The 24,337-nt window shown below is 72.5% G+C and carries 19 protein-coding genes; 17 read left to right on the forward strand and 2 right to left on the reverse strand.

Annotated features, from left to right (window positions below; translation table 11 throughout):
• Window positions 1-30 precede the first annotated feature (30 nt).
• From DEI92_RS08845 to DEI92_RS16690, 4 genes are all read left to right on the forward strand, one after another.
• Window positions 31-1,002, forward strand: a complete 972-nt coding sequence (locus tag DEI92_RS08845; RefSeq protein ID WP_111013233.1) for a MoxR family ATPase — start codon at window positions 31-33, stop codon at window positions 1,000-1,002.
• Window positions 999-2,417, forward strand: coding sequence for a DUF58 domain-containing protein (locus DEI92_RS08850; RefSeq protein WP_111013234.1), 1,419 nt, complete (start codon window positions 999-1,001; stop codon window positions 2,415-2,417). Before DEI92_RS08845 ends, DEI92_RS08850 begins: the two co-directional genes overlap by 4 nt.
• Window positions 2,414-4,798 (forward strand): transglutaminase domain-containing protein, encoded by a 2,385-nt coding sequence (locus tag DEI92_RS08855; protein ID WP_111013235.1) that lies wholly within the window; start codon window positions 2,414-2,416, stop codon window positions 4,796-4,798. The genes DEI92_RS08850 and DEI92_RS08855 overlap by 4 nt, the downstream gene beginning before the upstream one ends.
• A 107-nt stretch (window positions 4,799-4,905) precedes the next feature.
• Complete coding sequence (locus DEI92_RS16690) at window positions 4,906-6,894, forward strand: FHA domain-containing protein (RefSeq protein WP_220037482.1); 1,989 nt, start codon at window positions 4,906-4,908, stop codon at window positions 6,892-6,894.
• A 1,374-nt stretch (window positions 6,895-8,268) separates the two neighbouring features.
• Here the strand turns inward: DEI92_RS16690 and DEI92_RS08865 are convergent.
• Window positions 8,269-9,264, reverse strand: coding sequence for an asparaginase (locus DEI92_RS08865; protein WP_111013236.1), 996 nt, complete (start codon window positions 9,262-9,264; stop codon window positions 8,269-8,271).
• Window positions 9,265-9,311: 47 nt separating this feature from the next.
• On the opposite strand from DEI92_RS08865, the gene DEI92_RS08870 reads away from it, so the two are divergent.
• From DEI92_RS08870 to rbfA, 10 genes are all read left to right on the forward strand, one after another.
• A complete protein-coding gene (locus tag DEI92_RS08870) occupies window positions 9,312-9,779 on the forward strand; it encodes an OsmC family protein (RefSeq protein WP_111009180.1) in 468 nt (155 codons plus the stop codon).
• 88 nt (window positions 9,780-9,867) lie between these two features.
• Window positions 9,868-10,824 (forward strand): FKBP-type peptidyl-prolyl cis-trans isomerase, encoded by a 957-nt coding sequence (locus tag DEI92_RS08875; RefSeq protein ID WP_146242826.1) that lies wholly within the window; start codon window positions 9,868-9,870, stop codon window positions 10,822-10,824.
• A gap of 2 nt (window positions 10,825-10,826) precedes the next feature.
• Entirely contained in the window at window positions 10,827-11,939 is a 1,113-nt protein-coding gene (locus DEI92_RS08880; RefSeq protein WP_111013238.1) for a 1-deoxy-D-xylulose-5-phosphate reductoisomerase, read from the forward strand.
• 140 nt (window positions 11,940-12,079) lie between these two features.
• The gene (locus DEI92_RS08885) at window positions 12,080-13,408 is read left to right on the forward strand and encodes an RIP metalloprotease (protein WP_258370145.1); all 1,329 of its coding nucleotides are present in this window, start codon (window positions 12,080-12,082) and stop codon (window positions 13,406-13,408) included.
• Window positions 13,409-13,528: 120 nt separating this feature from the next.
• Window positions 13,529-14,677, forward strand: a complete 1,149-nt coding sequence (gene ispG, locus DEI92_RS08890) for a flavodoxin-dependent (E)-4-hydroxy-3-methylbut-2-enyl-diphosphate synthase (RefSeq protein ID WP_181434785.1) — start codon at window positions 13,529-13,531, stop codon at window positions 14,675-14,677.
• 78 nt (window positions 14,678-14,755) lie between these two features.
• The gene (locus tag DEI92_RS08895; RefSeq protein ID WP_111009175.1) at window positions 14,756-16,567 is read left to right on the forward strand and encodes a proline--tRNA ligase; all 1,812 of its coding nucleotides are present in this window, start codon (window positions 14,756-14,758) and stop codon (window positions 16,565-16,567) included.
• 170 nt (window positions 16,568-16,737) lie between these two features.
• Entirely contained in the window at window positions 16,738-17,730 is a 993-nt protein-coding gene (nusA, locus tag DEI92_RS08900; RefSeq protein WP_111013240.1) for a transcription termination factor NusA, read from the forward strand.
• Window positions 17,731-17,819: 89 nt separating this feature from the next.
• Complete coding sequence (locus DEI92_RS08905) at window positions 17,820-18,134, forward strand: YlxR family protein (RefSeq protein ID WP_111013241.1); 315 nt, start codon at window positions 17,820-17,822, stop codon at window positions 18,132-18,134.
• A 72-nt stretch (window positions 18,135-18,206) separates the two neighbouring features.
• Window positions 18,207-20,969, forward strand: a complete 2,763-nt coding sequence (gene infB / locus DEI92_RS08910; RefSeq protein ID WP_111013242.1) for a translation initiation factor IF-2 — start codon at window positions 18,207-18,209, stop codon at window positions 20,967-20,969.
• A gap of 87 nt (window positions 20,970-21,056) precedes the next feature.
• Window positions 21,057-21,536: a 30S ribosome-binding factor RbfA gene (gene rbfA, locus DEI92_RS08915; protein WP_111013243.1), complete on the forward strand. Its 480-nt coding sequence runs from the start codon at window positions 21,057-21,059 to the stop codon at window positions 21,534-21,536.
• Here the strand turns inward: rbfA and DEI92_RS08920 are convergent.
• On the reverse strand, window positions 21,512-22,381 hold the full coding sequence (locus DEI92_RS08920; RefSeq protein WP_111013384.1) for an A/G-specific adenine glycosylase: 870 nt from the start codon (window positions 22,379-22,381) through the stop codon (window positions 21,512-21,514). The genes rbfA and DEI92_RS08920 overlap by 25 nt on opposite strands.
• Before the next feature lie 103 nt (window positions 22,382-22,484).
• Between DEI92_RS08920 and DEI92_RS08925 the strand changes: the two genes are divergently transcribed.
• From DEI92_RS08925 to DEI92_RS08935, 3 genes are read left to right on the forward strand one after another with little or no spacing between them, the layout of a single operon-like run.
• Window positions 22,485-22,961: a hypothetical protein gene (locus DEI92_RS08925; protein ID WP_111013244.1), complete on the forward strand. Its 477-nt coding sequence runs from the start codon at window positions 22,485-22,487 to the stop codon at window positions 22,959-22,961.
• 54 nt (window positions 22,962-23,015) lie between these two features.
• On the forward strand, window positions 23,016-23,951 hold the full coding sequence (gene truB / locus DEI92_RS08930) for a tRNA pseudouridine(55) synthase TruB (RefSeq protein ID WP_111013245.1): 936 nt from the start codon (window positions 23,016-23,018) through the stop codon (window positions 23,949-23,951).
• On the forward strand, window positions 23,948-24,313 hold the full coding sequence (locus DEI92_RS08935) for a hypothetical protein (protein ID WP_111009167.1): 366 nt from the start codon (window positions 23,948-23,950) through the stop codon (window positions 24,311-24,313). Before truB ends, DEI92_RS08935 begins: the two co-directional genes overlap by 4 nt.
• Window positions 24,314-24,337 lie beyond the last annotated feature (24 nt).

Here is a 24,337-nt window from a genome sequence, read left to right on the forward strand (position 1 = left end):
TCACCACGACCGCAGAGGAACGACATCCGCATGAGCATGACCCCCGAGCAGGCGACCTGGTTCGCCGACGTCGCCGGCCGCATCGTCACGAACGTCGAGCAGGTGCTGCTCGGCAAGACCTTCGTGATCCGACTCGCGGTGACGGCGATGCTGAGCGAGGGGCACCTGCTGCTCGAGGACGTCCCGGGCACGGGCAAGACGAGCATGGCCCGAGCGCTCGCGCAGAGCGTGCAGGGTTCGACTGCCCGGATCCAGTTCACGCCCGACCTGCTGCCGGGCGACATCACGGGCATCAGCGTGTACGACCAGCGCACGAGCGAGTTCGAGTTCCACCGCGGTCCGGTGTTCGCCAACGTCGTGCTCGCCGACGAGATCAACCGAGCGAGCCCGAAGACGCAGTCCGCGCTCCTCGAGGCGATGGAGGAGTCGGCCGTGACCGTGGACGGCGTGACGCATCGTCTCGCCGCACCGTTCATGGTCATCGCCACGCAGAACCCGATCGAACAGGCGGGAACGTACCGTCTGCCCGAGGCGCAGCTCGACCGCTTCCTCATGAAGACGTCGATCGGGTACCCGGATCACGCGGCGACCGTGCGGATCCTCGAGACCCCGTCCGCACCCTCCGCGTCGGTGCCGCTCGCGAGCGTCGTGCCCGCCGCCACGATCACCGAGATGGCCGCGCTCGCCCGCACCGTCCACGTCGACCCCGTCATCGCGGACTACGTCGCGCGACTCGTCGACGGCACCCGAGCGTCGAGTGAGGTGCGTCTCGGCGTCAGCGTGCGGGGCGCGATGGGGCTCATGCGAGCAGCCCGCGTCTTCGCCGCGCTCAGCGGACGGCACTACGTGACCCCCGACGACGTCAAGGCGCTGGCCGAGCCGGTCCTGGCACACCGGATCGTGCTCGACGCCGAGGCGGAGTTCGACGGCGTCAGCACGACGAGCGTCGTCGCGCAGCTCGTGGTCGAGACACCGCCGCCCGTCGACCGGGTGGCTCCGTGACCGACCGCGCCACCCGCGACCGGGCCCCGACCGGGACGGCGTCCCGTCGGCCGGGAGGGACCCGGTCGCGTCGCCCGGGCGTCGAACGGACCGCGACGCTCGGCGCGACGAACGCGCGCACCCACCTGGTCGGCGGCTCCCGAGGCGGGGCGGCGGACGCCGTGGCGGGCGCAGCCCGTCTCGCGCGAGCGGTCGGGAGGCTCGGCGCGCGGGTCGGGGGGCAGGTCGCGTCGGTCGTCACCGGACTCGGCTGGACCGTGGCGGTGCTCACGGCGGTCGCGCTCGTCCTCGGGTACCGGTACGGGCTGCGTGAGGTCGTCGCCGTCGGCTGGACCGGTGTCGTGCTCGCGGTCGTGGCGCTCGTCGCGTTGGTCGGGCGGTCGCGCCTGGCCGTCCGGATGCACCTGCCCACCCGCAGGGTCGCGGTGGGGGGCACGGCCACGGTCCGGATCACGGCGGAGAACCCGGGCCGCGTGCCCACGGTCGCCACGAGCGTCGAGGTCCCCGTCGGACCCGGACTCGTCGACGTCGCGTTGCCGGGCATCGCCCCGCAGGACACGGTCGAGCGGGAGGTCCCGGTCCCGACCCTCCGCCGCGGTGTCCTCGACGTCGGGCCCGTCCGCGGCGTCCGCGCCGACCCGGTCGGCCTCGTCCGACGCGAGGTCGTCTGGACGCAGCGGGAGCAGGTGATCGTGCACCCGCGCACGATCGCGATCCCGTCCACCAGCACCGGTCTCGTCCGCGACCTCGAAGGGCAGGTCACGCGCGACCTGTCGCCCGCGGACATCGCGTTCCACGCCATCCGCGAGTACCAGCCGGGCGACGACCCGCGCACGGTGCACTGGAAGTCGACGGCCAAGACCGGCGCGCTCATGGTCCGTCAGTTCGAGGAGACACGCCGATCGCACCTCGTGGTCGCGCTCGGGACGGCCCGGAGCGAGTTCGGCGACGACGACGAGTTCGAGCTCGCCGTGAGCGCTGCGGCGTCCCTCGGCGACCGCGCCATCCGTGACGGTCGCGAGGTCACCGTGGTCGTGTCAGCGCGGACACCGGAGTTCGCGCGGCGTCGGGTGTACGCGGTGCACCCGCTGACGACACGATCGCCGTCGCTGCTGCTCGACGACTTCGCGCGCGTCGCGGCCTCCGATGCTTCCCTGCCCACCAGCGAGGTGGCCCGGATCGTCGGTGACGACAGCGTCGGGACGTCCGTCGCCTTCCTCGTCGTGGGCTCCGCCGTCGGACTCGGTGCGCTGCGGCTCGCCGCGACCCGGTTCCCCGTCGGCGTCGAGGTCGTCGCGGTGATCTGCGAGACCGAGTCGCCGCCGCGTGTCGTCCGGGTGCCCGGACTCACCGTCATCACGATCGGGTACCTCGAAGACCTCCGGCACGCCCTGCGACGATCGGCAGCGGCGTGAGCGCCCAGCCGGTCGCGGCCGCCGCCGACGTCTCCTCGCGTCGGGCGGAGCGCGAGCGCCGGCAGCGGCGTCCCGCGGTCCTGCGCGTCGTCGGCGGCACGCTCGTGGTCGTGCTGCTCGTGGGCCTCGCGAGTGTCGCGTGGTGGCCGCTCTACCGGTCGTCCGCCATGGTGGGGGCCGGCGTCGCGGCGGTGGTCGCCGGGGCGCTGATCGCGCTGGCGGGCTCGTGGTGGCGCCTCCCCGGCCCGGTGCTCCTGGCACTGACGGTGGCGGCGTTCACCCTCGTCGGCGTGCCCGCCGCGGTCCCGACCGAGGCAGCCGGGGTCCTGCCGACTCCGGCCGGTCTCGTGGACCTGTTCTCGTCGGTCGCCCTCGGGTGGAAGCGCCTGCTCACCATCGGGCCGCCGGTGGGCGACTACGAGGCGCTCCTCGTGCCCTACTTCGCGTCCGCGCTCGTCGTCGTCGTCGTCGGCGTGACCACCGCCGTCCGGACACCCCGTCCGGAGATCGCGGCGCTTCCACCGCTCGCGTTCTTCGCGGTCGGCGTCCTCGTCGGCCCCACGCGGCTCGCCTACCCCGTGGTGTCCGGCGTCGTGCTCGTGGGGGCGGCCCTGGCGTGGGCGCTCGTGTCCCGGCGGGTGCGTCGCGCGGTCGCGGTCGCGGGGACCGCCGGGAGCCGGGTCCACGTCGGTCGGTCGATCGTGCGCCCGTCGCTCGTGGGACTCGCGACCATCGTCGCCGCCGGGGTCCTCGCGAGTGGGCTCGGGGTGGTCGCGACCCCGCACGCCGACCGCCGCGTCGCACGGAGCAGCGTCGTCGCGCCGTTCGACCCCCGCGACTACGTCAGCCCGTTGAGCGGGTTCCGCGCGTACGAGGAGGCGGGAACGGCGGACGCCCCGCAGCTCACCGTCACCGGGCTCCCGGCCGACGGTTTCGTCCGGATCGCGACGCTCGACACCTACGACGGCGTCGTGTACTCCGTCGGCGGGCCGTCGGGTGCCTCCGCGTCCGGCACGTTCAGTCGGGTCCCGACGTCCGTCGACACGAGCGGTGTCCGAGGCCGCCGGGTGCACGTCGACGTGCAGGTACGCGGGTACGGCGGGGTCTGGGTGCCCACGGTCGGCGACCTCGAACAGATCCGGTTCACCGGCTCCCACGCCGATGCCGAACGGAACGCGTTCTACTACGACCGGAGCACCGGCACCGCGGCCGTCGTCGGCGGAGTGGGCCGCGGGACCGCCTACTCGCTGACCGCGGTGGTCCCCGCCCGACCGTCCGCAGCGGAGCTCGCCGGCGCGCGCCCCGGTGCTGCCCGGGTCCCGACCCCGACACAGGTCCCCCAGGCCGTGTCGGACACCGTCGCCGCGACGACGAAGGGCGTCACCGGCACGGGTCGCAAGCTCGCGGCCGTGATCGCGGCGCTGCGCACGCACGGGTACGTCAGCCACGGTGTGGGCGACGACCGACCGAGCCGTTCGGGCCACGGTGCCGACCGCATCACCGAGCTCCTCACCGCGCCGCTCATGATCGGGGACGGCGAACAGTACGCCGTCGCCGCGTCCCTCATGGCGCAGGACCTCGGGTTCCCGGCACGGGTGGTCCTCGGGTTCGCGTCGGGCGGTTCCGGGGCAGACCGCGTCGACACCGGTCGGACGACCTTCCGTGGTGCGGACGTCACTGCTCGGATCGAGGTCGACACCGCCCAGTACGGCTGGGTCATGATCGACCCGAACCCGCCCGTCCGGGCGATCCCCGAGGACCAGGACCAGACCCCGCAGCCCGTCACACGACCCGAGACGGTCGTCCCGCCACCGCCCGCGGCACAGGAGGACCAGGACACCCAGACCCCGCCACAGAGCGACCGCGGTACCCCGCCGGAGGCGCCGCTGTGGCTCCGGATCCTGCTGGCGGCGCTGCCCTGGGTCATCGGGGCGCTGGCCGTCGCGGCGCTCGTCGCACTGCCGTTCGCCGTGGTCGTCGCCCGCAAACGCCTGCGTCGACGTCGCCGCCGTCGTGCTCCCACGGGCCGCGCACGGGTCGTCGGCGCCTGGGACGAGTACCGCGACGCCCTGACCGACCGAGGCGTCCCGATCGGACGTGCGGCCACACGGCGGGACGTCGCGGGCATGGCACCGGACCCGGCGGCAGCGGGATTGGCCGCGCTCGCCGACCGGGTCGTGTTCGGCCCCGCCGACGCGGACGGTGCCACGGCGGACCGCATGTGGTCCGCGACCGACACCGCGGTGCGGGCGCTGCAGGACGGCCGGACGCGGTGGCAGCGGTTCCGGGCCGCCACGTCGCTCCGTTCCCTGCGTCGGCCACGGTCGCCGCGCGCGTCCGCTCCGGCTCGGTCGTCCTCGACGCCGGGTTCCGCTGGGTAGCATGGCGGGAGTTCGAACGAGGACAGAGGTCACGAGTGATCAGATGTGAGCACTGCGGATCGCCGCTCCCGGACGGGGCCATCATCTGCGGTGAGTGTGGTCGGTCGGTGTCGGTGGCGACGGCACGTCGCTCCGTCGAACCGGAGCCCGGACGCGCCCCGCAACCACCGCCGCTCCGCCCGCCGGCCCCCTCGGCCGGGCGACCGGACCCCGCGGCCGATGCCTGGCTGCCGGAGACCACGCTCGACCCCGCGACGCGTGCCTGGCTCACCGGCGCGTCCGACCGGCGCGACGAGTCCGGTCGCGGTGGGGACGAGATCCGGCGCCCGCACGACCCGGACGACGACGGCGACCGTCGGTTCGCGCCGCGGAGCGCACCGAGCCATGTGAACGGCTCGGACAGCGGTCTCGCGAGCTGGGCCGGCCGACGCACGGAACCCTCGCTCGACCCGGACCGCATCCGGCCCGTTCCGGTCGACGACCGCCCGGACGACCGAGCCGGTCGGGTCGACGACGGCGCTCCGGTGGACACACCCGGTGCGGCCACCCGGGCGGATCAGCTCGACGAGGACCCCGAGGTGACGCTCGTCGCGCCGCCCACGCCGCAGCGCCGCGTCCCCGATCCGGTCGTTCCCGAACCCGCCGCTCCCACGTGGTGGGTCGGGCGGAACCGGCCCACCGCAGCGGCTGATGCGGGCCACGATGCCGACACCGCAGCCGTTTCCGGCACGGAAGCCGACCCGGTGGACCGAGACGACGACGCGGTGCCGGGAGAGCGCTCGAACGCCGGAGACGCTCCCGCCGCCGTCGACGGCCGCGCGGACGACGCCGGGCGCGGTCATGACGCAGCCGCGAGCGGTCATGACGCAGCCGCGGGTCAGGACGGATCCGAGGGGCACGGCCATGCCGAGGGTCACGACGGACTCGAGGGCCGCGGGGACGCCCGTGGCCAGGACGATCGCACCCGGGACGACGACTCGCGATCCCGGGCAGCCGGCGTCACCACGGACGTCCCGGGACCGGGCGACACCGCGGTCATCATGCCCTTCCCGGAGCGGCGCGTCGCGCCACGCCCCGTGCCGCTCGTGGCGCCGGGAGCGCAGGGAGCAATGTGCCACGTGTGCGGGCACCCCCTCGAGCCGGACGACATCTTCTGCGAGGAGTGCGGCGCCGTCGTGCCGGCGGTGACCGCGGCGTACACGGGCCCCGTGGTGCCGCTCCCGATGGAGCGACCCGACTGGTCGATCGTGGACGACTCGGACCCCGTGTCCGGGAGCGCGGACGAGGCCAGTACCGACGCCGGCTCCGACGCTGTAGACGACCCCGACCCCGACCAGGACACCGACGCGTCCCAGGCCGACGCGCCCCAGGACAACGACGCGTCCCAGGCCAACGCGCCCCAGGACGCCGAGGCGGACCAGGACGCCGAGGCGGACCAGGGCGACCCGGACCAGGACGCCGACGCGGACCACGTGGCTGACGCGCAGCCGCTGCCGCAGGCCGACTCCGGAGACGCAGCACCCCTTGCCGTGCCGGATCCGGCGTCCCGGATGCGTGCCGGACACGCCGCCTCAGCGCCGTCGGACGACCTCCCGCCGATGCCGGGTCGCCTCGACGAGCCGCCCGCGGCCGCACCGCTGCGCCCGACGCTCCCACCCATCCCACCGTCGCCGATCGCCGAGGACACCCTCCGCACGTGGAGTCGACGGCGGCAGGACGATGACGGCGAGGACGTCGAGGCGACACGCATCGTCGCCCGTTCGCCCCAGCGCGCTCCCGTCGTCCTGCACTTCAGCACGGGCGAGCGGGTCGGACTCGTCGGTTCCGGGCTGCTCGGACGCCTCCCGCGCCCCGAGCCGGGTGAGCGGATCGACGAGGTCATCACGATCGTCGACCCCGGCAAGTCGGTGTCGAAGACGCACCTCGAGTTGGGGCGGGAGGGCGACGACCTGTGGGTGTCCGACCGGTTCTCCGGCAACGGCACGGTGATCCGGCACATCGACGGCAGCATCCGCCGGTGTGAGCCCGGACGCCGCTACCGAGTCGAGCGCGGGGCGCGGGTCGACATCGGCGAGCAGTTCTTCCTGGTGCAGTAGGCGGAAGGCGCCGCGTCGGGCGGACCGGACGGGGCCTTCGGGGGCCGGGATGACGTGCTGGCGTCGTGGTGTCCCTCGACTCGGCCTTCGTCCCGGCGATCCGCGGTCGTTTCCACGAGCGGTCGATCCGCGCTTCCGCCATCGCGCGCTCGAGGGCTCCCGATCGCCGGGGCGCTCCTCGCGGGCGCATCAGCCGACCCTGTACAAGAGCTCGTCCGTCGAGGGCGTCGAGGGCGTCGAGGCCGCGATGGTCGCACACGAGCACGTCGGCGCGGCCTCGCGCGCGATCGTCGAGCCCCGCTACCGGGGACCAGGAGCACGCGGCCTGAACCCTCCCGACGCGGCTCGGCGTCCACGTACGGGTCGCGGTGTCGACCCTGCCGACGACCGGATCCGAGAACACGCGAGGTCAGGACCCGCGACGCTCCTCCTCCACAGACGGCGGGGATCCGGAGGTCCCACACCGCGCGCCCCCTCGGTGCCGGGGTCGCGTCCGGTGTGCGTCACGCTCGTGCCATGCAGAACGGTCAGGAGGGCCGTGGCCGCGCCGTCCTGGCCCTCGCCACGGCGGTGGTCGCCCTGGGCAGCGCCGTGTCCGCGCTCCCGGGGACGGCTGATGCCGCCGTCTCCCGCATCGTCGGTGTCATCGCAACCACAGCCGCGCTCGTGGCCGTCCGCTGGGCGTCGCGTCGGCCGGGTGGTGGACCGTCTCCGACGGGGCGGGCGGGTCCGGCCCCGTCGACTCCCGATGGCGCACCCGGCCTCGACATCGACCGTGCCCAGCATGCTCAGGACCTCGGTCGGTTGCCCGTGCTCCTCGGTCACCGGCCGGAGCGCAGCGGGGCAGCGTCCCGGATCGGTGCGATGCGGGACCACGTCGACGGCGTGCCTGACGAGGTCATCGGCTGGTCCGCCGTCGTCGCCGACGTGGCCGGCGGCCTCGCGGTCGTCGGCCGGGGCGTCGCCGCACGCGCCGTGTTCCGTGCGGTCGTGACGGCGCTGGCCGACGGCGCCGGAGGCGAGCACGTCGAGATCCGGAGTGTGGGCGACGACGTGGTGTCGGGCCTGCCGGCCGCCGGGCGGCCGCCCGCCGGCGCGCTCCGCTGGACGTCGGACGGGACCGCGGTGGCCGTCGTGCACCCCAGGCACGGTCCGCCCGGCGCGCTCGGCTGGGTCGTCCTCGCCCCGACGCGCGCCGACGTGCCGCCCGCCGTCCGGACCCGGCTGCTCATGGACGCCGGAGGTTGCCGTCTGCTGCCCGGCGGGTCCGTCGAGCCGATCGACCTCGTGGCGGACGGTGCCGATGGCATCGTGCCGGTGTTGCCGCCGGTCCCAGGCCGACCGCCGGTCGAGCCCCGTCCGTCGCCCGCGACCTCAGGCCACGAGGCCGCGCCCGGGCCGCACGCCCCCGACGCGCTGCCCACCACCGAGGACCGACGGGACGGACGCCGCGATGACGGCACGCGCGTCGTCGGGGTCGACCATGCCGGAACGGGCGAGCAGCGTCAGCGCCGCGAGCGTGCCGGCGCGCTGTGATCCGTCGAGCACCTTCACGGCGACCGCACCGGAGCCGGGTACCCCCATGACCATGACGCCCTCGGCACCGAGCTTCGCCAACACCCCGAGACGCTCGATGGTGAGGGTGTTGGCGCGACCCGGCCCGTCGATCGCCCACGGCTCCGCGAGCACGGCCGTCGTCAACGCCCGACCGTCCGCGTCCGTCGGGCCGACGACGGTCGCGATGCCGCGGGCCAGGCCGTGCAGGGTCAACGGGACGACGGGCGCACCGCAGCCGTCCACGCCGACGACGTCGACCGACTCACGGGTCAGGTCCTCCACCGTGTCGACCACCACGCGCTGCAGCGGGTGGTCCACGGCGAGGTAGGTCGACCGGTCCCATCCGTGCAGTGCGCAGGAGGCCAGCATCGCCGCGTGCTTGCCGGAGCAGTTCATCGCCAGACGACGGGGTGCGGTCATCCGTCGTGCGGTCGCGCCGTCGAAGGGGAAGTCCGGGGGGCATCCCAACGTGTCCTCGTCGTGACCCCATGCGGCGAGCATCGCCGCGGCGACCTCCTGGTGCGCGGGCGTACCGGCGTGGCTCGCGGTGCTGAGCACGAGCTGCGCTCGCTCGAACCGCGCTCCCGTCCGACGGACCGCGATCGCCTGGAACGGCTTCAGCGTGCTCCGCGTCCAGACGCTCGCGGCTGCGTCGCCCACCACGTCCACCATCCGCCCGTCCGCGTCGACGACCACGCCGGCGCCGACGTGCCGGCTCTCGTCGAAGCCCGAGCGGGCCACGACGGCCAGCTCGACCGACCCGTCCGCGGTGAGGGGGTGGCGGTCGGAGCGGACGTCGGCGGTTCCCGGCATGATGGGGAGTGTAACCGCGGTGTCACACCCCCTCGGCAGGAGGCTCCATGCTCGACCACGACCACACCGTCGAGGTCCGGTGGACCGGCGACCGGGGGACCGGCACGTCCGACCACCGTGCCTACGGCCGCGACCACGTGGTGTCCGCGGCGGGCAAACCGGACCTCCCCGGCTCGGCGGCGCAGCCCTTCCGCGGCGACGCGGACCGCTGGAACCCCGAGGACCTCCTCGTGGCGGCGCTCGCCCAGTGCCACATGCTGAGCTATCTCCACGTCGCCGCGCTCGCCGGGATCACCGTCGTCGAGTACGAGGACCGCGCCACCGGGCACCTCGACGTCCACCCCGACGGCTCCGGCGAGCTCACCGACGCGCTGCTCCGACCCGTGGTCACCATCCTCGAGCCGGACCGCGTGGCCGACGCGACCGCCGCGCACGCCCGGGCCTCGTCCCTGTGCTTCATCGCCCGGTCCGTGTCGTTCCCGGTCCGGCACGAGCCCGTGATCCGCGTGCGCTGACGAGCACACGGGAACGGTGCGGCAGACTGGTCCGGTCGAAGCGGCCGTCGTCCGCCCGAACGCACCTCAACCCCAACCGAAGGTCCTCGTGAAGCGTCTCCGTCTCGTCCCGTTCCTGATCGTCCCGGCGGTCGTCCTCGGCCTCGCCGCGTGTTCCTCGTCCGGGTCGGGTGGTGGTGCCTCCAGCTCGGCCAGCGCGAGCTCGTCGTCGGCGGCCTGCCCGTCGCCCGGCTCCGCGTCGCGCAGCATCCGGGTCTCGGGGGACTTCGGCGGGACGACCGCGCCGAAGGTCACGTTCGCCAAGGGTCTGTCGGCGAGCCCCACGCAGGCGTCGCGCGTCGTCAAGGGTGGCGGCAAGGCGCTCGCCGACGGCGACTTCATCAAGGTCTCGTACTCCGTGTACCAGGCGAAGACGGCGAAGAAGCTCGGCTCCGTCGGGTTCGATCAGGGTGACCCACAGGTGCTCTCGGTCGGTGGCACCGGGTTCGGTCAGGTCCTCGGCTGCGCGAACGTGGGGTCGCGCCTGGCCATGGTCGGTTCGAGCAAGGCGCTCGGGTTCGGCACCACCGGCCAGATCGTCGTGGTGGCGGACGTCATCGGCACGACCGCCAAGAAGTCGACCGGGCACCCGCAGACGCAGGACCCCTCCCTTCCCACCGTCAAGGACGCCTCGAGCGGCGAGCCGACCATCACGATCCCGAAGACGGCTGCGCCCGCCAAGACGACGACCGAGGTGATCAAGCTCGGCTCGGGTGACACGGTCGCCAAGGGTGACACCGTGCTCGTGCAGTACAAGGGCGAGGTCTACGCGACCGGCAAGGTCTTCGACTCCACCTGGAAGCGCGGACAGCCGGCGAGCTTCACCGTGCAGGACGGCCAGCTCATCGCGGGGTTCGTGACCGGCCTCGTCGGCCAGAAGGTCGGCTCGCAGGTGATGATCGCCATCCCGGCCGCGGACGCGTACGGTGCGAACCCGCCCGAGGGATCGAACATCCCGAAGAACGCGCCCCTCGTGTTCGTCGTCGACATCCTCGCCAAGGGCTGAGCGTGACGAGCGCCGGATCGAGCGCGCACCCGGACGGCAAGCGTCGGGTCATCGTCCTCGGGAGCACGGGGTCGATCGGCACCCGGGCCCTCGACGTGGTCGCACGCAACCCGGATCGGTTCGAGGTCGTCGGCCTCGTGGCCGGCACCAACCGCGGACTGGCGTCCGAGCAGGCCGAGCGGTTCGGCGTGACCGAGGTCGCGTTCGGCGCGGCCGACGCCCAACGGCTGGTTCGTGCCGTCGAGGCGGACGTCGTGCTCAACGGCATCACCGGGTCGGTCGGGCTCGGCCCGACGCTCGCGGTCCTCGAGACGGGTGCCTTGCTCGCGCTGGCGAACAAGGAGAGCCTCATCGTCGGGGGTCCGCTCGTGCAGGCGGCGGCGGCACCCGGTCAGATCGTGCCGGTCGACAGCGAGCACTCTGCGATCGCGCAGGCACTCCGCGCGGGGTCCGCCACCGAGGTCCGCCGGCTCGTGCTGACCGCTTCGGGAGGCCCGTTCCGCGGACGCTCACGGGCGGAGCTCGCCGACGTGACCCCGGCCGCGGCACTCGCGCACCCGACGTGGGACATGGGTCTCGTCGTCACGACGAACTCGGCGACGCTCGTCAACAAGGGCCTCGAGGTGATCGAGGCGCACCTGCTGTTCGGGGTCCCGTACGACCGCATCGACGTGACGGTCCACGCGCAGTCGATCGTGCACTCGATGGTCGAGTTCGTCGACGGCTCGACCATCGCGCAGGCCTCCCCGCCCGACATGCGGTTGCCGATCGCGCTCGGTCTGGGGTGGCCCGACCGTGTCGCGGGAGTCGGCGTGCCACTCGACTGGACGCGGTCGTCCGCCTGGACCTTCGAGCCGCTCGACCAGGACGCCTTCGGCGCCGTCCGACTGGCGAAGCAGGTGGGGGAGCGCGGCGGGACCTACCCGGCGGTGTTCAACGCCGCGAACGAACAGGCGGTCGCGGCGTTCCACGCGGGCGCGATCGGGTTCCTCGACATCGTCGACACCGTGGAGCGGGTCGTCGACGCACACGACGCGGGGGAGTCCTCGCTCGAGGGCGTGCTCGCGGCCGAGCGGTGGGCGCGCGCCGAGGCGGATCGTCTGCTGCGTCGCTGACGCGCACCGCGCCTCCCGGCAGGACGCCCGTCTCCCGACCCGTCGTCGATGCCCGACACGGCACGGTGACTCCGCGATGAGCAGTCGCCGCTCAGCGGTCCCTCGGCTGCTGCTTGGCGAGGGTCCCGTACGCTACCCCGGTGACCCCCGGATCCGTGCTCCTGTTCGTCCTCGGCGTCGTCGTGTTCGTCGTCGGCCTGCTGGTCTCGATCGGCCTCCACGAGCTCGGACACCTGTTCTTCGCCAAGCTCTTCGGCGTGAAGGTGACGCAGTACATGCTCGGGTTCGGGCGGACGCTGTGGTCGTTCCGCCGCGGCGACACGGAGTACGGGGTCAAGCCGATCCTCCTGGGCGGCTACATCTCGATGGTCGGGATGCTCGCCCCGCGGTCGTCCGGCAGACCCGCACCGATCACGAACACCGGGTTCTACAGCGCGATGGTGCAGGACGCCCGAGACGCCAGCGCAGAGCAGATCGCCGAGCAGGGGGACGAGCGGGCGTTCTACCGACTGACACCGTGGAAGCGGATCATCGTCATGATCGCGGGCCCGGCCATGAACCTCGTGATCGGCATCGTGCTGTTCGCGGTCCTGCTGTGCGGCTTCGGCGCGCCGACGACGAGCATCGCGGGCACGACCGCGTGCGTGTTGCCGACGTCGCAGTCGACCCGGTGCACGAGTGACGATCCGGTGTCCCCGGCGAAGCGGGCAGGACTGCGTGCCGGCGACGCGGTGCTCGCGGTCGACGGCCGGTCGGATGTCTCGACGACCGAGCTGACGACGATCCTGCAGCGGTCGGCCGGCTCGCCCGTGCGACTCACGGTCCTCCGCGACGGGCAGCGGCGCACGATCACCGTGACGCCCCGGCTGGCGACGCGCGACGTCTACCGCGCCGACGGCACGGTGGCGAAGGAGCAGGACGGCAGCACGAAGACGGAACGCGTCGGCGTCGTCGGCGTCTCGATCGGACAGACGCTCGTCCGGCAGTCGCCGGCGGCGGTCCTGCCCGCGGTCTGGGCGCAGACCGAGGCGTCGGCGTCGCTCATCCTCGACCTGCCGCAGCGACTCGTCGCGGTGTGGAACGCCGCGTTCGGATCGCAACAGCGCGCGCAGGACAGCCCGGTGAGCGTCGTCGGCGTCGGCCGCGCCATCGGGACCGTGGCGTCGGCGAGCGGCGTCCCGGTCGTCGACAAGATCTACACGATCCTGTCGCTGCTCGGCGCGCTCAACATCGGTCTCTTCGTGCTCAACCTCGTGCCGCTGCTGCCGCTCGACGGCGGGCACGTCGCGGGCGCACTGTGGGAGGCCGTCAAGCGTCGAACGGCCAAGCTCCTCGGCCGCGGGGACCCGGGCCCGATCGACCTGGCCAAGACGATGCCGCTCACGTTCGCCGTCGTCGTCCTGCTCGGGGGCATGAGCCTGCTCCTGATCTACGCGGACATCGTGCGTCCGGTCCGAGTGTTCGGCTGAGGTCGACCGGGAGGCCCCGCCGTCGGCCCCGCCCGTCGCCCCGGCCCGGGAGGCACGCCGACAGCGGACTGTCGGCCGCCGGTCACCGGGCTGTCACCGGGAACGCGTAGGCTGCCGACCGTGCCAGCAGTCAATCTCGGTATGCCCAAGGCCCCCGTCACCCTCGCTCCGCGCCGCAAGTCGCGCCAGATCAAGGTGGGCAAGGTCCTCGTCGGCGGCGACGCACCCGTGAGTGTGCAGTCGATGACCACGACGCCGACCACGAACATCAACGCCACCCTGCAGCAGATCGCGGAACTCACCGCGTCCGGCTGCGACATCGTGCGCGTGGCGGTCCCGAGCCAGGACGACGCCGACGCACTGCCGATCATCGCGAAGAAGTCCCAGATCCCGGTGATCGCGGACATCCACTTCCAGCCGAAGTACGTGTTCCAGGCGATCGACGCGGGCTGCGCGGCCGTCCGGGTCAACCCGGGCAACATCCGCAAGTTCGACGACCAGGTCGGTGCGATCGCCAAGGCAGCCAAGGACGCCGGCGTCTCGCTGCGCATCGGTGTGAACGCCGGGTCGCTCGAGCCCAGCATCCTGCAGAAGTACGGCAAGGCCACGCCGGAGGCCCTCGTCGAGTCGGCGGTGTGGGAGGCCTCGCTGTTCGAGGAGCACGACTTCCACGACTTCAAGATCTCCGTCAAGCACAACGACCCGGTCGTCATGGTCCAGGCATACCGACTGCTCGCGCAGCGGGGGGACTGGCCGCTCCACCTCGGCGTCACCGAGGCCGGACCGGAGTTCCAGGGCACGATCAAGAGCGCGACCGCCTTCGGCATCCTCCTCGGTGAAGGCATCGGCGACACCATCCGCGTGTCGCTGTCCGCACCGCCCGCGCAAGAGGTCAAGGTCGGCCTGCAGATCCTGCAGTCGCTCAACCTGCGCGAGCGCAAGCTCGAGATCGTCTCGTGCCCGAGTTGCGGCCGGGCACAGGTCGACGTCTACACGCTGGCGAACGACGTCACCGAGGGCCTGCAGGGCATGACGGTCCCGCTCCGCGTCGCGGTCATGGGCTGCGTCGTCAACGGACCGGGTGAGGCGCGCGAGGCCGATCTCGGCGTGGCGTCGGGCAACGGGAAGGGCCAGATCTTCGTCAAGGGCGAGGTCATCAAGACCGTGCCCGAGGCCGAGATCGTCGAGACCCTGATCGCCGAGGCGAACCGCCTCGCGGCCGAGATGCCCGCCGGAGAGGTCGGCAGCCCCGAGGTCGTCACCGCGTAGATGCGTCGGACCGGACGGCGCGCGGGTGGTCCTGCTGCGGGCCGCTCGGGCGTCCTGCGCGGCCGGTAGGCTTTCCGCGTGGTCACACGGCTCTCGCACCTCTTCCTCCGCACGCTCCGCGACGATCCCTCGGACGCCGAGGTGAGGAGCCACAAGCTGCTCGTCCGCGCGGGCTACATCCGTCGGCAGGCGCCCGGCATCTTCGCCTGGCTGCCGCTCGGGCTGCGGGTCAAGGGCCGGATCGAGGCCATCGTGCGCCAGGAGATGACCGCCGCAGGCGCACAAGAGGTCCACTTCCCGGCACTGCTCCCGCGCGAGCCGTACGAGGCGACGAACCGCTGGACCGAGTACGGGGACGGGATCTTCCGCCTCCAGGATCGCAAGGGTGCGGACTACCTGCTGGCGCCCACGCACGAGGAGATGTTCGCGCTCATCGTCAAGGACCTGTACTCGTCGTACAAGGACCTGCCGGTCACGCTGTTCCAGATCCAGGACAAGTACCGCGACGAGGCCCGGCCTCGTGCCGGTCTGCTCCGCGGGCGCGAGTTCACGATGAAGGACGCCTACTCGTTCGACATCGACGACGCCGGGCTCGACGCCAGCTACCAGGTCATGCGCGACGCCTACGAGCGGATCTTCACGCGCCTCGGCCTGGAGTACGTGATCGTGCAGGCCGACGCCGGCGCGATGGGTGGGAGCCGGAGCGAGGAGTTCCTGCACCCGATCGCCGTCGGCGAGGACACGTTCGTGCGGAGTGCCGGCGGGTACGCGGCGAACATCGAGGCGTACACGACCCCGGTGCCCGAGGCGTCGCCCACGACCGGACTCCCGGCACCCGTCCTCCTGCCCGTGGCCGAGACGCCGACGATCGCGAGCCTCGTGGAGCACGCGAACGCGGTGGCGCCGCGCGACGGAAGCGGCTGGAGCGCATCGGACACGCTGAAGAACGTGGTGCTCGCGCTCACCCACCTCGACGGCACGCGCGAGATCGTCGTCGTCGGGCTCCCCGGCGACCGCGAGGTCGAGTTGAAGCGTGCGGAGGTCGCCTTCGCCCCGGCCGAGGTCGAGCCCGCAACGGACGCGGACTTCGCGAAGCACCGGTCGCTCGTCAAGGGGTACATCGGTCCGACGGCCGCGTCGTTCATCGAGGAGGCCGCTGCCGGGCACGGGACCGAGGGCTCGGTGCGGCAGTTCCTCGGCGCTGACAGCGAGACCGGACTCCGGTACTTCCTCGATCCGCGGGTCGTCGACGGCACCACGTGGATCACGGGCGCGAACACCGCCGGGCGTCACGTCTCGGGGCTCGTCGCCGGGCGCGACTTCGTGGCCGACGGCGTCGTCGAGGTCGCGGACGTGCGACCGGGGGACCCCGCTCCCGACGGCTCGGGTCCGCTCGAGACGGCGCGCGGCATGGAGATCGGGCACGTGTTCCAGCTCGGGCGCAAGTACGCCGAGGCGCTCGGTCTCAAGGTGCAGGACGAGCGGGGCAAGCTCGCCACGGTGACGATGGGCTCCTACGGGATCGGCATCACGCGCATCATGGCGATCCTCGCCGAGGCCCACAACGACGACCGTGGGCTCGTCTGGCCGAAGGACGTCGCGCCCTTCGACGTCCACGTCGTGGCCACCGGCAAGGACCAGGTGGCCTACGACGTCGCGTCGGGCATCATCGCCGAGCTCGAGCGCGCCGGGATGGACGTCCTGTACGACGACCGGCCGAAGGTGTCGCCGGGTGTCAAGTTCGGTGACGCCGAGCTCATCGGTGTCCCGGTGGTCGTCGTCGCGGGCCGGAACGCGGGCGACGGCGTGGTGGAGCTGTGGGACCGTGCGGCGGGGGAGCGTCGCGAGGTCCCGGTCGCCGAGGTGCTCGCCGCCGTGCGCGCGATCTGATCGCGCCGTCCACTCGATCCGGTCCGGATCGACGGGCCTGCGTCGTGCCTCCCGGTCGTCGGACAGGAAGTGCGGCGCCGGCGGTCGGTCGACGTGCGCTATCCTGGACGCCGCCTTCCGCGCGGTGTCCGAGCGCGGGGTTCCCATCATCTGAATACTGGAGGCCCTCGATGCAGATCGATCTCGCGGTGCTGCGGCTCATGGAACGGGAGCGGGAGATCCCGTTCGACGAACTCGTCACCATCATCGAGCAGGCCATCCTCACCGCGTACCAGAAGCACGCAGCCGAGAACGGTGAGCCGGCCGACCCGCAGGCGCGGGTGGAGCTCGACCGCAAGTCGGGCCAGGTGCGTGTCTACGTCCCCGAGCGTGACGACGACGGCACCGTCGTCGGTGAGTCCGTCGACGAGACGAACGACTTCGGTCGCATCGCGGCGTTCGCGGCCAAGCAGGTCATCAACCAGCGGCTCCGGGACATCGGCGACGACAAGGTCCTCGGCGAGTTCCGTGGCAAAGAGGGTGACATCGTCGCCGGCGTCGTGCAGCAGGGGCCGAACCCACGCATGGTGCACGTCGACCTCGGCACGATCGAGGCCATCCTCCCGCCCGAGGAGCAGGTCCCTGGCGAGACCTACCCGCACGGTCAGCGGCTCCGCGTGTACGTGACGAGTGTCGGCAAGGGACACAAGGGCCCCCAGATCACCGTGTCCCGGACGCATCCGGGTCTCGTCCGCAAGCTCTTCGCGCTCGAGGTCCCCGAGATCGCGTCGGGCGTGGTCGAGATCGTGTCCATGGCGCGCGAGGCAGGTCACCGCACGAAGATCGCGGTCAAGGCGAACGAGCCCGGCGTCAACGCCAAGGGTGCCTGCATCGGGGAGCTCGGCCAGCGCGTCCGTGCGGTCACGAACGAGCTCGGGGCCGAGAAGATCGACATCGTCGATTACTCGCCGGACCTCGCGACCTTCGTGGGCAACGCCCTCTCCCCGGCGAAGGTCACGAGTTCGTTCGTGATCGACAAGTCCACCAAGGCGGTCCGCGCCCTCGTCCCGGATTACCAGCTCTCGCTCGCCATCGGGAAAGAGGGGCAGAACGCCCGCCTCGCGGCGAAGCTGACCGGTGCCCGGATCGACATCCAGCCGGACTCCATCCTCGAGGGCGACTGAGCGCCGGATGCGGAGCGCGCGCGGTCGTTCGCTGACCGCACCGCCTCGTTGGCGTGCCGGGATCGCGTCCGTCCGAGGCAGGGAGTAGAGTGGAACCCGTCAGAACGTGCATCGGCAGTCGTCGCCGTGCACCCCGATCCTCCCTCCTCCGAGTCGTCGCCCGTGGCGACCGCGTCGTGGTGGATCCGAAGGCAGTCATGCCAGGCCGGGGCGCGTGGATCACCCCGACGGTCGATGCGTACGAGCTGGCCGTCTCGCGTCGGGCCTTCCGACGCGCGCTGCGGCTGGATCGTGAACCGGACACGTCGGCGGTCCGCGAGTACCTGGAACGACTCCGGTCGGGCCAGGACCCGGCACGGGACCTCGACACGACAGAACAGGCTGAACGGCTTATGGACAACTGATGAGCGGCTCGAAATGAGACCCATCACTCAGTGAGTCCCACCCTTCTCGGGTGGGACCCGAGAAGGAGAACAGTGGCAAAACCACGCGTACACGAGATCGCCAGCGAGCTCGGTGTCGACAGCAAGACCGCGCTCGAGAAGCTCAAGGAGCTCGGCGAGTTCGTCAAGGGCCCGAGCTCAAGCATCGAGCCGCCCGTCGCCCGCAAGCTCCGCGCGGCGCTCGAGGCATCTGGCGCGACGTCGTCGTCGGCGACCAAGCCGGCGGCACCGAAGGCCGCGCCGCGCCCGCAGGCACCGCGCCCCGCCGCACCGGCACCCGCGCCCGCCGCGCCCGTCGCAGCGGAGCAGCCCTCGGTGAACGACGCGCCGCGTCCGGCCGCCCCCATGTCGGTGGCCGAGCGGCAGGCGCAGGCCGAGGCCGCTCAGAAGGCCCAGGCGCAGAAGAACCAGGCCGACAAGGTCGACGGTGCCGCATCGTCGACGGCGCCGAAGCCGGGCGCCGCACGCCCCGGCCCGAAGCCGGGCGGCGCGCGCCCGGGCAACAACCCTTACTCGTCGAGTCAGGGCATGGGCTCGCGCCCGCCCCGCCCCGGCAACAACCCGTTCTCGCAGAACCAGGGCATGCCGCGTCCGGGTGGCGGTACGGGTGGCATCCCGCGTCCGCAGCCGCCGCGTCCGGGTGCTCCCCGCCCCGGTGCTCCGCGTCCGGGTGGGCCTGGTCAGGGTGCGCGTCCGAACGGGTTCGGCCAGCGTCCGGGTGGGCCCGGCCGTGGTGGCCAGGGCGGTGGCTTCCAGCGTCCCGGTGGTGCCGGAGCCGGTGCCGGTGGCGGATTCCAGCGCCCCGGTTTCGGACCCGCGCGTCCGGCCGGCGGTGGCGGTCGTGGCCGTGGTCCGGGTGGTGGCACCGCTGGTGCGTTCGGTCGTGGTGGCGGCAAGAGCCGCGCTCGCAAGTCGAAGCGGACGAAGCGCGCCGAGTACGAGATGCGGCAGGCGCCGTCGATCGGCGGCGTGCAGGTCCCGCGCGGCGACGGCAACACGGTCGTCCGGCTGCGTCGTGGTGCGAGCATCTCGGACTTCGCGGACAAGATCGACGCGAGCCCCGGCAACCTCGTGACGGTGCTGTTCCACCTCGGTGAGATGGCGACCGCGACCGAGTCGCTGGACGAGGCGACCTTCGAGGTCCTCGGCGAGGAGCTCGGTTACAAGATCCAGATCGTCTCCCCGGAGGACGAGGACAAGGAGCTCCTGGAGGGCTTCGACATCGACCTCGACGCCGAGCTCGACGACGAGGACGACTCGGTCCTCGTCGCTCGTCCGCCGGTCGTCACGGTCATGGGTCACGTCGACCACGGCAAGACCCGCCTGCTCGACGCGATCCGGAACGCGAACGTCGTCGCGGGTGAGGCCGGCGGCATCACGCAGCACATCGGTGCGTACCAGGTCATCACCGAGCACGAGGGCATCGAGCGCCCGATCACGTTCATCGACACGCCGGGTCACGAGGCGTTCACCGCCATGCGTGCCCGTGGTGCCCAGGTGACGGACATCGCGATCCTCGTGGTCGCGGCCGACGACGGCATCATGCCGCAGACGGTCGAGGCCCTGAACCACGCCCAGGCGGCGAACGTGCCGATCGTGGTCGCGGTGAACAAGATCGACAAGGAAGGCGCGAACCCCGCCAAGGTCCGCCAGCAGCTCACCGAGTACGGGCTCGTGGCCGAGGAGTACGGCGGCGACGTCATGTTCGTCGACGTGTCCGCGCGGAACAACACGAACATCGACGCCCTGCTCGAGGCCGTGCTGCTCACGGCCGACGCGGGACTCGATCTCCGTGCCAACCCCGACAAGGACGCCCGCGGTGTCGCCATCGAGGCGCGTCTCGACAAGGGACGCGGTGCGGTCGCGACCGTGCTCATCCAGTCCGGGACGCTGCACGTCGGCGACGCGATCGTGGCCGGCACGGCGTACGGCCGCGTCCGCGCGATGATGGACGAGAACGGCAACGCGGTCGAGGCCGCGACGCCGAGTCGTCCCGTGCAGGTGCAGGGTCTGTCGAGCGTGCCGCGTGCCGGTGACACCTTCCTGGTGACGGAGGAGGACCGCACGGCCCGCCAGATCGCCGAGAAGCGTGAGGCCGTCGAGCGCAACGCCCAGCTGGCCAAGGCCCGCAAGCGCATCTCGCTCGAGGACTTCACCCGTGCACTCGAAGAGGGCAAGGTCGACGCGCTCAACCTCATCATCAAGGGTGACGTCTCCGGTGCCGTCGAGGCGCTCGAGGAGTCGCTGCTCAAGATCGAGGTCGACGAGAGCGTCCAGCTCCGGATCATCCACCGCGGTGTCGGTGCGGTCACGGAGTCGGACGTCAACCTCGCGACGGTCGACAACGCGATCATCATCGGGTTCAACGTCCGCCCCGACACGAAGGCACGGGAACGTGCCGCTCGCGAGGGTGTGGACATCCGCTTCTACTCGGTCATCTACTCGGCACTCGAGGACATCGAGCAGTCCCTGCGGGGCATGCTCAAGCCCGAGTTCGAAGAGGTCCAGTCGGGTGTGGCGGAGATCCGCGAGGTGTTCCGTTCGTCGAAGTTCGGCAACATCGCCGGTGTGGTGGTCCGGTCCGGCACGATCACGCGCAACGCCAAGGCGCGCGTCATCCGTGACGGCGTCGTGCTCGCCGACGGTCTCGCCATCGAGTCGCTGCGCCGGTTCAAGGACGACGTCACCGAGGTCCGGACGGACTTCGAGGCGGGCGTCGGTCTCGGCAAGTACAACGACATCCAGATCGGCGACGAGATCGAGACCATCGAGATGGTCGAGAAGCCGCGCGGCTGAGTCCGCTCGTCCGGCGGGGCCGCGCCGGGACGCACACCGCGTCCCGGCGGGGCCCCGCCTTCGTTCCCACACCACCAGGAGGACCCCATGGCCGACCCACAGCGCGCCCGCAAGATGGCGGACCGCATCCAGGAGATCGTCGCCAGGCGGCTGGACAAGGGCATCCGTGATCCGCGTCTCGGATTCGTCACGATCACGGACGTCCAGGTGACCGGCGACCTGCAGCACGCGTCCGTCTTCTACACCGTGTACGGCTCGGACGAGGAGCGGCAGGACACCGCGGCGGCGCTGAAGTCCGCGACCGGCATGCTCCGCAGCGAGGTCGGCAAGAACATCACGGCTCGGCTGACCCCGACCCTCGAGTTCATCGCCGACGCCGTGCCGGAGAACGCTGCGCACATCGACGCGTTGCTCGCCGAGGCGCGTGACCGCGACGCCGCGGCACGGGCACAGGCGTCCGCCGCGTCCTACGCGGGCGACGCCGACCCGTACCGACACGACGACGAGGGCGACGACGAGGACTCGGCCGACGTCGTCACCCGTCAGGCGGACCCGGGCAGCGAGTAGCCGACGGCGTCGGACCCGACGGCGAGCCCGTCCCGCACCAGCGATCGGAGCGCGCGGTCGCGCTGCTCGGCGTCGGGCCACACCATCGCGATCTCGTCCAGGGTCACCGGGACGTCGCTGGCCCGGAGTTCGGCCATGATCAGCCCGCGGACCTGTCGGTCGCTCCCGGCGAACCGCGACTGCCGGGGCGCCCGCGGGCCGTCGTGCGCGGGGTGCCCCTGCGCGCGCCAACGGCATCGATCGGAGATCGGGCACACGTCGCATGCGGGCCGCTTCGCGACGCACACGAGCGCGCCGAGCTCCATGACCGCCGCGTTCGTCGCAGCCGCGTCCTCGAGGTCGGAAGGCAGCACCGCAGCCATCAGCGGCAGGTCACGTCGAGCGTTCGCCGGCCCCGGCTCGGCCTGCCCGAGCAACGCCCGGGCGAGGACCCGGCGGACGTTGACGTCGACGACCGGGTGGCGCAGCCCGAAGGCGAACACCGCGATCGCCCGTGCCGTGTAGTCGCCGATGCCGGGGAGCGCGAGGAGGGCGTCGACGTCCGATGGGACGACGCCCCCGTGTCGGTCGACGATGGCGGTCGCCGCGGCGTGCAGCGCGAGCGCGCGTCGCGGGTAGCCCAGCCGGTCCCAGGCACGGACCGCCTCGGACGGCGGGTCGGCGGCGAGGGCGGCCGGCGTCGGCCAGCGCGCGAGCCACGCCTCGAGCCGTGGGACGACCCGTGCGACCTGTGTCTGCTGGAGCATGATCTCGCTCACCATCGTGCCCCAGGCGGGGAACCCGGGTCGTCGCCACGGGAGGTCGCGGCCGTGCTGGCGGAACCAGGCGATGAGCGGGGTCGCGATGTCGGGGCCGGGTCGGGCCTCCCGGGCGACGACGTCTGGGGAGACGTCCGAGGGCTGCTCGGGGCGCGGAACGGGGACCACCAGGAGAGCCTACGGTGGAGCGATGGCACGATGGGCACCGCAGGAGACCGACACCATGCAGGCGATCGCGACGGAGGTCGCGCACAACGCGGGCGCCGCTCGGACGGTGATCGCCGTCGACGGCGGGCCGGACGTCGACCTGGAACGCGTCGCAGCGGGCCTCGTCGCGGCACTCGAGCAGCAGGGGGTCAAGGCCATGCACGCCGCGGCGTCCTCGACGGATGCCGATGGCCTCCGAGCCGAGGTCGTCGATCCCTTCCGGACGATCGGCACCGACCCCGGGATCCTCGTCGTCACGGGGAAGCGTCTGCTGTCGCGCTCCGTGCGGTCCCTCTGGCGCTGGTCCCTGTGGGTCGAGCGCGACGATCGGTCCGAGCCGCGCGCCGACGACCCGTTCGCCACGTACGTCCGTCAGGACGACCCGAAGGGTGCTGCGTCGGCCGTCCTCGACGTGACGGACCCCGAGCACCCGCGGCGGAACTGGGCGGACGCGTGCTAGCCGGAGGCGACCTGTGCGACGCCGGCTGAGCGCCGGCGCTGCTACCCTTTCCCGGTGCTCGAACCGGCCCCCAACGGGATCCTCCTCGTCGACAAGCCGGGCGGCATCTCCAGCCACCGGTCGGTCTCGATCGCGCGCCGACGCTTCGGCATCCGCAAGATCGGGCACGCCGGGACCCTCGACCCGATGGCGACGGGTCTGCTCGTCCTCGGTGTCGGGCCGTCGACACGTCTGCTGACGCACCTGGTCGGCCTCGACAAGCGGTACACCGCGACGATCCGCCTCGGTGTCGCGACCGACTCCGACGACGCCGACGGTGCCGTGGTCGCGTCCCCCGGACTGCTCCCGGACGCGCTCGACGACGTCCGGCTCGAGGAGGCCGTGGGCGCGCAGCGGGGGACCATCGCGCAGGTGCCGAGCACGGTCAGCGCCATCAAGGTCGACGGCCGACGGGCGTACGCCCGGGTGCGCGCGGGCGAGACCGTCGAGCTGGAACCGCGACGTGTGACGGTGGCGCGCTTCGACGTCCTGGCCCGGCGTGACCTGGTCGTGGCCGTGGAGGGCGTGGAGACCCCGGTCGTCGACCTCGACGTCGACGTCCAGTGTTCCTCCGGCACCTACGTCCGCGCCCTCGCCCGTGACGTCGCAGTGGCCCTCGGGACCGGCGGCCACCTCACCGCACTGCGCAGGACCCGGATCGGACCGTTCGCCGTCGCCGACGCCGTCGTGCTCGAGGACGACGACGTCGACGTCCGGGCCCGGTTGCGCCGTCCGGCGGACGTCGCCCGCGTCCTGTTCCGGGAGGTCGTGCTCGACTCCGCAGCGGCGCGGGACCTCAGCGACGGCAAACGGGTGCCGACCGACCTGGCCGACACCGACGGTCCGGTCGCGGCCGTCGCCGCGGCGGACGACCGCCTCGTCGGACTCGTGTCCGTCCGACGTGGCGCGCTGCGGGTCATCACGAACTTCCCGACAGGAGCGGACGCATGATCGACTGGTTCACCTGGGTCCAGGTCGGCTTCGCGGCCCTCACCGGCCTGTTCTGCGTCGTGGTCGGCCTGATCGGTTGGAAGCCGAACGACCCGACCGTCGGCGCGCTCGTGCTCATCGAGCTCCTGCTCATCGCCCAGGGTGTCGTCGCGATCGTGCAACCCGCGGTGGGCAACCCGCCGAGGGGCAACGCGCTCGAGTTCGGGGTGTACGCGGTGTCAGTGCTGCTCGTCCCACCTGCGGCGATCGTCTGGGCCCTCATCGACCGCACCCGGTGGAGCACCGTGGTGCTCGGAGCGGGAGCGTTCACCGTCGCGGTCATGGTCTACCGGATGTCCCAGATCTGGTTCGCCCAGGCGTGACCGGTCGGCGCCAGACCGAGCCGC

The sequence above is a fragment of the Curtobacterium sp. MCBD17_034 genome, from assembly GCF_003234515.1.
Lineage (GTDB): Bacteria > Actinomycetota > Actinomycetes > Actinomycetales > Microbacteriaceae > Curtobacterium.